This is a genomic window from Streptomyces apricus (genome assembly GCF_008369065.1).
In the GTDB taxonomy this organism is placed as follows: Bacteria; Actinomycetota; Actinomycetes; order Streptomycetales; family Streptomycetaceae; genus Streptomyces; species Streptomyces apricus.
On sequence record NZ_VDFC01000046.1, the window covers coordinates 187,143 to 199,927 of the forward strand.

Below are 12,785 nucleotides of genomic sequence, written 5' to 3' on the forward strand. Positions count from 1 at the left end.
GATCAGGCCACGGAGTCGAGGACGGGGAGGTAGCCGCCGGACTGGCCGGCCGCGGTCGGGTGGTAGGACTCGCCGATGTTCAGCCAGTTGACGCTGTGCAGCCAGGCGCTGCCGGAGCAGATCTCGTGGCCGGTGAAGGTGGGGCGTACGTCGCCGAACGTGAAGCCGTGGTCGGCGGCCCGCTTGGCGATGGCGCTGTTCAGATGGTCGGCGGCGCCGTTGATGGCGGCGCGTTCCGTCTCGGAGAGACCGGCCAGGCAGCTGCCGCTGAGCTTGTAGAACCGGGGGTAGCCGAGGACGACGACGTGGGCCGACGGGGCCCTGTCGCCGATCGCGGAGTAGACCGCGTCGAGCCGGCCGGGCAGCGTCGAGTCGACGTACGCCTTCGCGGTGTTGACGCGGGCCACGCAGGCGCTGTCGGACTGCAGGACGCAGGTCGTCATGACGTCGGCGAAGCCGGCGTCGTTGCCGCCGACGGAGATCGAGACGAGGCCGGTGCCGGAGCCGAGCGGGCTCAGCTGATTGGCCAGGACATCACTCGTACGGGCGCCCGAGCAGGCGGTGAAGCTGAACGAGGAGGGGGAGTTGGCGGCCGCCCAGAGGTAGGGGTAGGCCTTCGTGCTGCGCTTGCAGTCGCCGCTGGAGCCGATGTAGCTGCCGGCGCCGACACCGGAGGAGTAGGAGTCGCCGAGGGCCACATAGCCCGTGGCGGCGGCCTGCCCGGACGCCTGGGCCGCCGTCGCCCCGGTGAGGGCGAGCGCGGCGGCGACGACGAACGAGGTCACGTATGCCGTAAGTCGGGAACGTCTCATGGAACCTCCCTATAGCAGGATCTCTGCTGTGACTTTGGTACCAGCTACGCGTGTTGCCTGGTAGTGCTCATGCCAAGACTTTTCCGCACCGGACGGGATGTTCCCAAGAGGGTTCACCACGCGTTCAATTGCGTGCTCATGACAGACATGTGACATACCCTCGAATCTCTTGAGCTACGCCCGTAGACCGACCACGCTGAGGGACGTCCGGTAGCGGAACGCGACGCTTCCGGTTGTGCGCGCCCCCTGGGTGCGCACCCCCCACAGACGTGCGCCCGACCCGGGGCGCGCGCCGCCTATGAGGAGGACTCCCTCGTAATGGCACAGCTGCGTAGCAAGAAGATCCGGCTCGCCGCGACCACTTCCGTGGTCGCCGCCGCCCTGCTCGGCGCCGTCACCGCGCTCCCCGCCCAGGCCGCCCCGGCCGAGGGCCGGGTCCTGGCGGCGGATTCCCCCACCGCCGTCAAGGACAGCTACATCGTCACGCTCAAGAAGGGCGCGGGCTTCAAGGCCTCGTCCGCCGAGGGCAAGAGCCTGATCAAGGGGTACGGCGGCACCGTCGAGAAGACGTTCGGCGCCGCGCTGAACGGCTGGTCGGCGAACCTGTCGGCCGCGGAGGCCCGCAGACTAGCCGCCGACCCCTCGGTGGCCGCGGTCGAGCAGAACCAGACGGTGCGGGCGAGCGACACCACCCAGTCCAACGCCCCCTGGGGACTGGACCGTTCCGACCAGACGTCGCTGCCACTCTCCGGCACGTACACCTACCCGGACTCGGCGGGCGGCGGCGTGACGGCGTACGTCATCGACACCGGCGTGCGCATCACGCACTCCCAGATCAGCGGCCGGGCCAGCTACGGCTACGACGCCGTGGACGGCGACACCGTCGCCTCGGACGGCAACGGCCACGGCACGCACGTCGCGACGACCATCGCGGGCTCGACCTACGGCATCGCCAAGAAGGCGAAGATCGTGGCGGTCCGCGTGCTCGACAACTCCGGCTCCGGCACCACCGCGGGCGTCATCGCCGGCATCAACTGGGTGACCGCCAACCACAGCGGCCCCTCGGTCGCCAACCTGTCGCTGGGCGGCGGCGCGTCCACCACGCTGGACAACGCGGTGGCCAACTCCATCGCGAGCGGGGTCACCTACGCGGTCGCGGCGGGCAACAGCAGCGCCAACGCCTCCTCGTACTCGCCGGCCCGCGTCGCGGCGGCGATCACCGTCGGCGCGACCACCAGCACGGACGCCAAGGCCAGCTACTCGAACTACGGCTCGGTCCTGGACATCTTCGCGCCGGGCTCCTCGATCACGGCGGGCTGGTACACCAGCGACACCGCGACGAACACGATCTCCGGCACGTCGATGGCCACGCCGCACGTCGCGGGCGCGGCCGCGGTGTACCTGGCTGGCCACACCTCGGCCACCCCGGCCCAGGTCGCCACGGCCCTGACGAACGGCGCCACCACGGGCAAGGTCACCTCACCGGGCACGGGCTCCCCCAACCGCCTCCTGAAGATAGTCCCGTAACCACCCGCCCCACCGCCGCCCGCACCCTCCACGGGGGTGCGGGCGGTCCCGTCGGACCCACTGCCGTACACCCGTCCCCCGCCTCCCGCCGGGAAATCGCCAACCCCCCGTGGACACCTTGACTGCCCGCGGACGGCTGCGCGACATTGAAGCCCGGCARCCGGCGCTTCAGGGGGCAAAGTCGCCAATGCAGACGATAGGCACCAACACATCCTCGTCAGACCCGTCCGCACCGCGCGACGGCGAGCGGCCACCGCAGGATCCGGGGAGGGACCTGTCACCGCTGCTCGCGGGCGCGGCCACCGCGATCGCGGGCACCGGCGCCGTGCTCGCGCTGGCCGACGCGGACTCCCCGCTGCGCGCGCCGCTCACCCTCTTCTTCCTGCTGGCCGCCCCGGCGGCCGCCACGGGAGCCGCCCTGCGGACCCTGGAACCGTTCGGCCGCCTCGTGGCGTCCCTGTCGGCAGCGGTAGTCGTCAATCTCCTGGTCGCCCAGGGCATGCTCGCCGCACACCGGTGGTCGGTCCCGGGCGGGATCGCGGCCGTGGCCGCGGTCAGTTCCCTCATTCTCCTGCTGGCCCTGGTACGGCGCCCGCACGGCCGTACGGCGAGAAGACGGGTCCCCTGACGTGGACATCAGCGTGTACCGTCCCGGCGAACTGACCTCCGCCGACCGGTCGGCCTGGACGGGCTTCCAGTCCAAGGCCCACCTGCACGGCTCCCCCGGGCTCGCGAACCCCTTCCTGTCACCTGAGTTCGCCCTCGCGGTGGGCCGCTGCCGCCGCGGCGTACGGATCGCCGTCGTCCGGGAGGGCGGTGAGCCGGCGGCGTTCTTCCCGTTCCAGACGACCGCCGCCGGCGTCGGCAGAGCCGTCGGCCTGGGCGTCTCGGACTGCCAGGGCCTGGTCCACCGGCCCGGCTTCACCTGGGACGCGCGTGAACTGCTGCGGGCCTGCGGGCTCGCCGTGTGGGAGTTCGACCATCTGGCCGAGGGCCAGCAGCCGTTCGAGGCGACGGCCTCCGGCACCTTCCCGTCCCCGGTCATCGACGTCGACCGCGGCTACGAGGCGTACCTGGCCCAACTGCGGGCGCAGAGCCCGAAGTTCACCAGGAGCACGCTCGCCAAGGAGCGCAAGCTGCACCGCGAGCACCCGGACGTGCGGTACGTGCACGACGAGCGCGACCCCGAGGTGCTGCGCACGCTGATGCGGTGGAAGTCGGCGCAGTACCGCAGGACCGGCCGCAGCGACCGGTTCGCGCACGAGTGGATCACCCGGCTGACGCACCAGCTCTTCCACAGCCGCTCCGAGCCCTTCGCCGGGCTCCTGTCGGTGCTCTACGCGGACGGCAGGCCGGTCGCCGCGCACTTCGGACTGCGCTCCGAGCGCGTGCTGGCGTGCTGGTTCCCCGCGTACGACCCGGCGTTCTCGAAGTACTCCCCGGGCCTGGTCCTGCACCTGCGCATGGCCGAGGCGGCCGCCGCCGACGGCATCGCACACCTGGACCTGGGCCGGGGTCAGAAGGATTACAAGGACTCCCTGAAGACGCGGGACCTCACCGTGTCCGAGGGGCTGGTTGCGCGCCGCCATCCCGTGGCGCTCGGGCACCGGGCGCGCCGCGCCCCCGTCCGGGCGCTGCGGAACACGGTGCTGTCCCGGCCGGCGCTGTTCGAGCCGGCCGACAAAATACTCAAGCGGATGGGAAAAATCCGTTCGAGCCGACAGGTAACAGCCAAAACAACAAAAACGTGAGGTCTCGTTCCAGGCCTTGCCATAGCGTCTCAATCATCAATACCGTCATACATTCACCCGCATCGGTCCATCAGTGCACATGCGATCTAGGGGAGGGCTCAAGATCGCGACGACGGTCCGGCGCGGGGCGCGGCAGGGGGGGTGCCGTGCTCGGTGTCCGCGAGGCCGCCGAGTCGTGCCGCGCGGCCGGCCTGGACAGCCGGCAGTTCTGCCAGCTCACCCGGCGTGCACGGAGAGTGATTCCGTCATGCCGTGAGTGAGAAACCCCCCTTTCGAACCGGACACATGCCGGACCGCCCGGGGGCGGGCGGTCCACCGGACGAGAGGGACCAGACTCATGACTTCCGTTCTGCGCCCGGCGGTTTCGGGCCAAGACCAGTTCACCGCGGGCTCGTACCGCCCGATATCGACCCACCTGGCCATCGCGCCACCGGTGAGCGTCGTGATCCCCGCCATGAACGAGGCGGAGAATCTCCCGTACGTCTTCAAGACACTGCCGCAGTGGATCCACGAAGTGGTCCTCGTCGACGGCAACTCCACCGACGACACCGTGAAGGTGGCCCGCGAGCTGTGGCCCGGGGTCAAGGTCGTCGAACAGCGCGGCAAGGGCAAGGGGGATGCCCTGATCACCGGTTTCGAGGCGTGCACCGGCGACATCATCGTGATGGTCGACGCGGACGGCTCGGCCGACGGCCACGAGATCGTCAGCTACGTCTCCGCGCTGGTCTCGGGCGCGGACTTCGCCAAGGGGTCGCGGTTCGCCAACGGCGGCGGCACCGACGACATGACGCCGGTCCGCAAGCTCGGCAACTGGGCCCTGTGCACCGTGGTCAACCGCAAGTTCGGCGCGCGCTACACCGATCTCTGCTACGGATACAACGCTTTCTGGCGGCACTGCCTGGACCGGATCGACCTCGACTGCACGGGTTTCGAGGTGGAGACCCTGATGAACATCCGGGTGGTCAAGGCGGGCCTGAAGGTCCAGGAGATACCGAGCCACGAGTACCTGCGGATCCACGGCGCGAGCAATCTGCGGGCCGTGCGGGACGGGCTGCGGGTGCTCAAGGTGATCCTCAAGGAGCGCTCCAACCGGCGTTCGCTGCGCCGCCGTCCGCGCGCCGCGGAGATCGGCTCCGGTACGGGAGAGGCGTCTTGAGCACTCCGGACATCTCCGTGGTGATCTGCGTCTACACCGAGGACCGCTGGGAGGACATCCTCGCGGCGGTCGCCTCGGTGCGGGCGCAGTCCCGGCCCGCCCTGGAGACACTCCTGCTCGTGGACCACAACCCGACGCTCCTGGACCGGCTCGCGAAGGAGTTCGGGGAGACGGACGGGGTGCGGGTGCTCGCCAACGCGGGCCCCCGCGGTCTGTCGGCCGGCCGCAACACCGGCATCGCCGCCTCCCGCGGCGACGTCGTCGCCTTCCTCGACGACGACGCGGTGGCCGAGCGCGACTGGCTGCTGCACTTCGCCGAGGGGTACGCGGACCCGCGGGTGCTGGCCGTCGGCGGCCGGACGGTGCCGGTCTGGGCGTCCGGCCGCCGGCCCGCCTGGTTCCCGGCGGAGTTCGACTGGGTGGTGGGCTGCACCTACCGGGGCCTGCCGGCCGGCCGGGTCCGGGTGCGCAACGTGCTCGGCGGCAACGCCTCGTTCCGCCGTACCGCCTTCGAGGCGGCGGGCGGTTTCGCCACCGGCATCGGACGCGACGGGGACCGGCGCCCGCTGGGCTGCGAGGAGACGGAGCTGTGCATCCGGCTCGCCCGCGCCCGGCCGGACGCGGTGCTGCTGATCGACGACCGGGCGGTGATCCACCACCGGGTGCCCGAGGCCCGCGAGCACTTCGCGTACTTCCGCGCCCGTACCTACGCCGAAGGCCTGTCCAAAGCCCTGGTCGCCCGGAGCGTCGGGGCGGGCAAGGGGCTGGAGTCGGAGCGCCGCTACACCACCCGGGTGCTGCCCGCCGGGGTCGCGCGCGGGCTGCGCGACGCCCTGCTCGGCCGCCCCGGCGGTGCGGGCCGGGCCGGCGCCATCGTCGCCGGGGTGGMGACGGCGGCGGGCGGGTACGTGATCGGGAGCGTCCGGGCCCGCCGGGGCGGGGCCCGGTTCCCGGTCGAGCGGATCGAGGGGGCCCTCCCGTGAGCGGGCGGCGCGGACCGCGCGAGCCGGGCGTGCCGATCCTCATGTACCACGCGGTGTCCGCGGCCCCGAACGACGCCACCCGCGCCCTGTCCGTGACGCCCGAGGCGTTCGGCGAGCAGATGGCGCTCCTCGGCGACCTCGGTTTCACCCCGGTCGCCACGGCGGACCTGGGGTGGAGCTGGCGCACCGCGCGGGCGCTGCCCCGGCGGCCGGTGCTGATCACCTTCGACGACGGCTACGAGGGCGTGCACCGGCACGCCCTGCCGGTGCTCGCCGAGCACGGCTTCGCGGCCACGCTGTTCGTGTCGACCGGCTGGCTGCGCGGGGAGCACGACACCGGCGGCGGCCTCGCCGAGATGCTCGACTGGGACCAGGTGCGCCGGCTCGCCGCGGCGGGCGTGGAGATCGGCGGCCACAGCCACACGCATCCGCAGCTGGACCAGCTGGACGACGAGGCGCTGCGGTGGGAGCTGCTGCGGTGCCGGGAGATCATCGACGGCGAACTGGGCGCGCCCCCGGTGTCGTTCGCGTACCCGTACGGCTACTCCAGCCGGCGGGTGCGCGGCGCCGTACGCGAGGCGGGGTTCGCCCAGTCGCTCGCGGTGGGCAACGCGCTGGCCCGCCGCCGCCAGGGACCGTACGCGCTGCGGCGGGTCACCGTGCGCCGCAGCACCGGGATCGAGGAGTTCGGGCGGCTCGTCGAGGGCCGCGCGATCACCCGTACCTTCGCCAGGGACCGTGCCCTCACCAAGGGGTACGCCATGGTCCGCAGAGCACGACAGGTTCGCCGGAAGGCCATCCGTTCCCGTGTCTGACACGACCACGGCCGAAGCCGCCACCCCCACGCCGGAACCGCCCCGCGGCTCCGGGCGCCGCTTCCGTCTGCCCCGCCCGGGCCGGGCGGCCGGCGGCAGTCCGCTGTTCCGCAACGCCTACGCCCTGATGCTGAACACCGGCATCTCGGCCGTCCTCGGGCTGGGCTTCTGGCTGGCCGCCGCCCGCTACTACTCCGAGTCGGCCGTCGGGCAGGGCTCCGCGGCGATCGCCGCGATGAAGCTCCTCGCGGGCCTGACCGCGGTGACGCTGACCGGGGCCCTGGCCCGGTTCATCCCGGTGGCCGGCCGGGGCACCGGGCGCCTCATCCTGCGTACCTACGCGGGCAGTTCGGTGGTCGTGGCGCTGGCCGCGGGCGTCTTCCTGCTCACGCTGGGGCTGTGGGGGTCCTCGTACCGGTTCCTGCACGACCCGCTCGTCGGCCTGTGCTTCGTGCTGTCCGTGGTCGCCTGGTCGGTGCTGACCCTCCAGGACGGGGTGCTGACCGGGCTGCGCAGCGCGCTGTGGGTGCCGGTCGGCAACACCGTGTTCTCGGCGGTGAAGCTGGCGCTGCTGGTCGCGTTCGCCACGGCGGTCCCGGCCATGGGCGTCTTCGTGTCGTGGGTCGCGGCCATCGCGGTGTCCGTGCTGCCGCTGGGCTGGCTGGTGTTCCGGCGCCTGGTGCCCCGGCACGTGGAGGCGACGGCGGACGGCGCCGAGCCGCCCACGGCGAGGGAGATCGGGCGGTTCCTGGCCGGCGACTACACCGGCTCGCTGTTCTCGCTCGCCGTCGTCTACCTCGTCCCGGTGATCGTCGCCTCCCAGGTGAGCTCCGCCGACAACGCGTACTTCTACATCACCACCACCATCGGCGGCACGGTCAACCTGCTCGCCATCAACATGGGCGCCTCGCTGACCGTCGAGGGCTCGCACGACCCGGCGCGACTGGCCGCGAACACCCGGGCGGCGCTGCGCCGGATGGCGCGGATCATGCTGCCGGTGGCGGGCGTGCTGTTCTTCGGGGCGCCGTGGATCCTCGGCGTGTTCGGCCAGGGGTACGCGGACGCGGCGACGCCGCTGCTGCGCTGGTTCGCGGTCGGGGCGGTGCTGCGGGTCGTCATGGAGACGTACTTCGCGGTGCTGCGCGCCCAGAGCCGCACCGCCGGACTGGCCTGGCTGCAGGGCCTGCTGTGCGTGCTGGTGCTCGGTCTCACGCTCGTCCTGCTGCCGCGCATGGGGCTGACCGGCGCGGGCGTCGCGGAGATCTCCAGCCTGGCGGTGATCGTGCTGCTCGCCGCGCCCAGGCTGTACCGGATCGTCAGGACCGCGCAGCCCGTGAACACACCCGCCGCATCCGACGCGTCCGACGCCGCCCTCGGCACGGCGCCCGACGGCGATCTGGCCGACCTGGGCGCCCGCGAGGCGCCGCGGCCGGAGCGGGCCGGACGCGGTCCCGCCTGGGCGCAGCGGCTCGACACGGACACGCTGGCGCTCGGCGTGCACCTGGACTTCGACCACCTGGAGCGGCGGCCGGACGTGCGGCCCGGTCCCGGGACACCGCCCACCGGGACGCCCGCCGCGGGCCGGCCGGTCCGCTCCCCCGGGCCCCGGCCGGACCACCGGCCCACCTGGGCGCTCAAGGCTCCGCTGCGGCTGCCCGCGCCCCGGCCGGAGGTGGGGCTGCCCGTCGAGGAGCGCGAGCCCGGTTCGGAGACCTCCGTCAGCCCGTCCGAGATCGAGGTGGACGCGCCGTTCGAGTCCCCGCTCGGCGGACCCGCCGAGGAGGCGCGGGACGAGGAGGCCGGGGAAGAGGAGGCACGGGACGGCGCGCGGGACGCGGAGGGCGTACGCGCGGGAGGCGCGGCCGGCGGTTCCGGCCCCCTCGCGGCCGTACGGGAGGCGCCGGGGCCCGGGCCTTCGCGGCCGCCGGAGTCCGGGTGGGAGCGGTGGCGCCCGACCCGGCTCGGGGTGCTGCTCGGCTGCCTGCTGGCGGCGGCGCTCGTCCTGTACTGGGTGCCCGTGTCCGGGCTCGGGGAGCGCGACCTGGACCGGATGGGCGGGCTCGGCCTGGTCTCCGTCCTGCCGACCCCGACGCTGGCCGGGGCCGGACTGCTGGTCCTGGTGTTCGCCTCGCTGCTCTGGCTGGGCCGCGAGCACAAGGCCCTGCTCATGGTCACCCTGCTGGCCACCGTGGTGTCGCTGCACGCGCTGCCCGCGGTGATCGAGACCGAGCCGCGGTTCGCGACGGCCTGGCAGCACCTCGGGTTCATCGACCACATCGACCGCACCGGCAGCGCCGTGCCCGACCTCGACGCGCGCTGGAGCTGGCCGGGCTTCTTCGCGGGCGCCGCGTTCCTGGCCGGGGCGTGCGGGGTCGACGACCTGACCGAGGTCATCCGCTGGTGGCCGACGGCCATGCAACTGCTGTACCTGGCGCCGCTGTTCCTGCTGGTGCGCCATCTGCGCGCGAGCTGGCGGGCCCGGTGGACCGGCATCTGGATCTTCGTGCTGAGCGGCTGGGTCGGCCAGGACTACTTCTCCCCGCAGGGCTTCACCTACCTCCTCTACCTCGTCTTCGTGGCGATCCTGCTGGTGTGGTTCCGGGCGCCGCGGGTGCTGTGGACGACGGTGCGGCCCGGCGAGCTGGAGGTCGAGCCGACCGACCGGCGCCGGCGGGCCGTCCTGCTCATGGTGCTGATCGGGCTGTTCCTGGCGACCGTGCCGGCCCACCAGCTGACGCCGTTCGTGATGCTGGGCGTCCTGACGGTCCTCGTCCTGGTCGGGCGCTGCGAACTGCGCGGCCTGCCCGTCCTGTTCGCCGTCGTGGTCTGCGTGTGGATCGGCTTCCTCGCCGAGCCGTACTGGTCGGGGCACTTCGACGAGCTGTTCGGCGGGGTCGGCGGCGTGGGCGGCAACGTCTCGTCCTCGGTCTCCGGCCGTATCGGCGAGGGCAGTTCGTCCCACAAGCTCGTCCTCTACGCACGCGTGGCCCTGGCCGGCGGCGTGCTGGCGCTGGCCTGCTGGGGCTGGTGGCGGCGGCGCGACCACAAGTACCGCGAGCGCTCGCTGCTCGTCCTCGCGTTCGTCCCGTTCCTCGGCTTCGGCATGCAGTCGTACGGCGGCGAGATGGCGCTGCGCGTCTTCATGTTCGCCCTGCCCGGCGCGGCCCTGCTCGCCGGTCTGGCGCTCTTCCCGCGCACCGGCGTCACCGCGAAGGAGCGGGACCGGGACCGGGTGAGCCTCGCACCGCTGGCCGCGCTGATGGCGGGCCTGGTGCTGATGGGCGGCTTCCTGGTGGCCCGCTGGGGCAACGAGCCGTTCGAGCGGATCAGGCCGGGCGAGGTCGCCGCCATGGAGTACGTGTACGCCCACGACGAGCCGACGGTCCGGCTGCTGTGGCTCAGCGACGACACGGTGAACAACGTGACGCCCGCGATGCCGTGGGGCGCGCGGGACATGGAGAAGGTCGACTACGTGCCGACGCTCGCACCCGCCGACCCCGTGCTGGTGTCGAGCCTGGTCAAGGCGTTGAAGGACGCGGGCCCGAACTCGTACCTGATGGTCAACCGCGGTCAGGTGACGTACCTGCGGCTGGACGTCGGCTACTCCCCGACGTGGGAGCACCGCCTGCTGCGCAACCTGGACGCCCGCGAGGAGCTGCGCAAGGTCTTCGCCAACGACGACGTGACGATGTACGCTCTGCGCGACCGTCCGGACGGCAGGGTCCCGAAGGCCGACCCCGGGCCGGTCGGCCCGCAGATCACCTGGACCCCGTGGTCGGTGACGGGCGCCCTGTCGGCGGTGGCCCTGCTCGTCCTCCTCTCCGCCCGGGAGGTGCTCCGGGTGGCCACCCGCCCGAGCGTCCGCCAACTCCAGTACCTGCAGGGCAGCTTCTGGTTCTCCCTCCCCCTGCTGGCCCTGCTCCTGGCGTCCTTGATCCAGAGGTTCCTGACGATGGCGTGATCCCCTGGAGGAGCGGGGAACGGCTCAGTCCCGGGCCCGGGCGGCCACCCGTTCCTCCAGCAGGGCGGTGCTCATCCGGTCGGCCAGCGCGGCGATCGTGAGGGAGGGGTTGGCGCCGACCGGCCCCGGCATCGCCGCGCCGTCGGCGACGTACAGGCCGGGCAGGCCGTGCACCTGGCCGAAGGCGTCGCACACACCGTCGGCCGGGTGGTGGCTGATCGGGGCGCCGCCGAGGGGGTGCACGGTGACGACACGGCGGAAGAGCCACAGCGGATTGTCCAGGAGACGGGTGTCCAGCTGCTCGGCCAGGTCCCGCATCGTCTCCCGTACCCGGCCGAAATAGGCGGTGCTCGTCTCCGTCGTCCAGGCCACGTCCAGGAGCCCGTCGCGCAGCTTTCCGACGCCGTCCGGCACGTCGCGGCCCATGCCCAGCAGCGGCAGCGTGCCCGCGGACAGCGCGCCGTTGCCGAGCAGGCGGGAGAGTTCGGCGCCGACGCGGTGGTCCGGTGAGCCCCGCAGGACGTTCAGCAGCAGCCGGGCCAGGAACTCGGCGGTGCGGAAGAAGGTTCCGGTCAGGTCGCTCGACTGGACGATCCAGTCGGTGAAACCGGGGTAGCCGCCGTCCTGGACGTAATGGCCCCGTCCCTGCGCACCGCTGCCGTCCGCGCGGTCGCCCACCCGGATCGCGCCGGTGATGACCGGTCCCCGGCTCGCGTCGAGGGCGGGGCCCGTGCCCTTGTGCTCGGGCAGCAGGAAGGTCAGCAGGTCGCCGTTGCCGGACATGCGGGTCCCCAGCGCCCGGCTCAGGCCCGGCAGCCGGTCGCGGTTCGTCAGCAGGAGGTAGGTCGTGCCGTAGGTGCCCGCGGCAAGGATCAGCCGGTCGCAGGTCACCGTGCGCAGCGGCAGTTTCGCGGTGTCGGTGCGGGTGCCGGTGCGGGTGCCGTCCTCGGCGGACGGGCGGTGTTCGACGTAGGTCACCTCGTAGCCGCCCCGCTCGCGGGCGGCGAGGCCGCGCACCTCGCAGCCGGTGCGGATGTCGGCCGGGTGCGGGGCCGCGGCCGCGGCGGCGGAGAGATAGGTGTGGTCCAGGGTGTTCTTCGCGCCGTCGTTGCAGCCGATGTCGCACTCGCCGCACAGCCGGCAGGTGTGCCGCGGCGCCCCGTGCAGATTGGCGTACCCCGGGTCCGCGAGCGGCACCCCGATGGCGGGGCGGGCGCCGGGCCGGGGCGCGAAGCTGACGGCGAGGGGCGGCAGCTGCCAGTCCAGCCCGAGCTTCTCGGCGGCCTTGCGCAGGGCCTGGGTCTTGGCCGTGTCGGCGTACGCGGGCGCGTGCAGCGGATACGGGGTGGCGCCCAGCATCCTCTCCACCACGTCGTAGTGCGGATCGAGGTCCGCGCGCGTCACCGGCCAGGTCTCGTAGCCGCCGCCGGGCAGCGGGTCCTCGTGGACGAACCACTTCTCGTCCTTGCGCAGCAGCACATTGGCGTAGATGAGCGAGCCGCCGCCCAGCCCGCTGGAGACCACGGAGTCGAACCCGCGGAACGACCACACGTCGAACATGCCGTGCAGCCCCGCGCCCGGATCCCAGAAGGCACGGCCCATCTGGCGGGGTGTGCGCGGGAAACTCCCGGGCGGGTACGGACGGCCGCGCTCCAGTACGATCACCCGCCGCCCGGCCTCGGCGAGCCGGAAGGCGGACACGGCACCGCCGAAGCCCGATCCGACGACCACGGCATCGACGTGCTCGGGTGTGCTGGTCCCCGTCATGGCGGAACCCTCC

General features: G+C 72.8%; 9 protein-coding genes. 7 read left to right on the plus strand and 2 right to left on the minus strand.

The genetic code is table 11. From position 1 onward, the window contains the following. Positions 1 to 2: 2 nt before the first annotated feature. Positions 3 to 812 (minus strand): SGNH/GDSL hydrolase family protein, encoded by an 810-nt coding sequence (locus FGF04_RS20910; RefSeq protein ID WP_149512845.1) that lies wholly within the window; start codon positions 810 to 812, stop codon positions 3 to 5. A gap of 318 nt (positions 813 to 1,130) precedes the next feature. On the opposite strand from FGF04_RS20910, the gene FGF04_RS20915 reads away from it, so the two are divergent. From FGF04_RS20915 to FGF04_RS20945, 7 genes are all read left to right on the plus strand, one after another. Further along, positions 1,131 to 2,339 carry a S8 family peptidase gene (locus tag FGF04_RS20915; protein ID WP_149512846.1) on the plus strand — a complete coding sequence of 403 codons (1,209 nt, stop codon included), beginning with the start codon at positions 1,131 to 1,133 and terminating at the stop codon, positions 2,337 to 2,339. A 187-nt stretch (positions 2,340 to 2,526) separates the two neighbouring features. Next, positions 2,527 to 2,967 (plus strand): hypothetical protein, encoded by a 441-nt coding sequence (locus FGF04_RS20920; RefSeq protein WP_235882425.1) that lies wholly within the window; start codon positions 2,527 to 2,529, stop codon positions 2,965 to 2,967. A gap of 1 nt (position 2,968) precedes the next feature. Further along, positions 2,969 to 4,090: a GNAT family N-acetyltransferase gene (locus FGF04_RS20925; protein ID WP_149512847.1), complete on the plus strand. Its 1,122-nt coding sequence runs from the start codon at positions 2,969 to 2,971 to the stop codon at positions 4,088 to 4,090. A 337-nt stretch (positions 4,091 to 4,427) separates the two neighbouring features. Continuing rightward, on the plus strand, positions 4,428 to 5,246 hold the full coding sequence (locus tag FGF04_RS20930) for a glycosyltransferase family 2 protein (protein WP_149512848.1): 819 nt from the start codon (positions 4,428 to 4,430) through the stop codon (positions 5,244 to 5,246). Further along, entirely contained in the window at positions 5,243 to 6,229 is a 987-nt protein-coding gene (locus tag FGF04_RS20935) for a glycosyltransferase family 2 protein (protein ID WP_149512849.1), read from the plus strand. Before FGF04_RS20930 ends, FGF04_RS20935 begins: the two co-directional genes overlap by 4 nt. A gap of 41 nt (positions 6,230 to 6,270) precedes the next feature. Continuing rightward, positions 6,271 to 7,044 carry a polysaccharide deacetylase family protein gene (locus FGF04_RS20940; protein WP_188114232.1) on the plus strand — a complete coding sequence of 258 codons (774 nt, stop codon included), beginning with the start codon at positions 6,271 to 6,273 and terminating at the stop codon, positions 7,042 to 7,044. Next, entirely contained in the window at positions 7,037 to 11,005 is a 3,969-nt protein-coding gene (locus tag FGF04_RS20945) for a lipopolysaccharide biosynthesis protein (protein WP_149512850.1), read from the plus strand. Before FGF04_RS20940 ends, FGF04_RS20945 begins: the two co-directional genes overlap by 8 nt. A gap of 24 nt (positions 11,006 to 11,029) precedes the next feature. On the opposite strand, the gene FGF04_RS20950 is transcribed toward FGF04_RS20945, so the two are convergent. Beyond that, the gene (locus tag FGF04_RS20950; protein ID WP_149512851.1) at positions 11,030 to 12,772 is read right to left on the minus strand and encodes a GMC oxidoreductase; all 1,743 of its coding nucleotides are present in this window, start codon (positions 12,770 to 12,772) and stop codon (positions 11,030 to 11,032) included. Between the last annotated feature and the right edge of the window lie 13 nt (positions 12,773 to 12,785).

Excerpts from the sequence above, each read along its gene's own strand:
- FGF04_RS20910 (WP_149512845.1), bottom strand. The coding sequence starts at position 812 with ATGAGACGTTCCCGACTTACGGCATACGTGACCTCGTTCGTCGTCGCC.
- FGF04_RS20915 (WP_149512846.1), top strand. The coding sequence starts at position 1,131 with ATGGCACAGCTGCGTAGCAAGAAGATCCGGCTCGCCGCGACCACTTCC.
- FGF04_RS20920 (WP_235882425.1), top strand. The coding sequence starts at position 2,527 with ATGCAGACGATAGGCACCAACACATCCTCGTCAGACCCGTCCGCACCG.
- FGF04_RS20930 (WP_149512848.1), top strand. The coding sequence starts at position 4,428 with ATGACTTCCGTTCTGCGCCCGGCGGTTTCGGGCCAAGACCAGTTCACC.
- FGF04_RS20940 (WP_188114232.1), top strand. The coding sequence starts at position 6,271 with ATGTACCACGCGGTGTCCGCGGCCCCGAACGACGCCACCCGCGCCCTG.
- FGF04_RS20950 (WP_149512851.1), bottom strand. The coding sequence starts at position 12,772 with ATGACGGGGACCAGCACACCCGAGCACGTCGATGCCGTGGTCGTCGGA.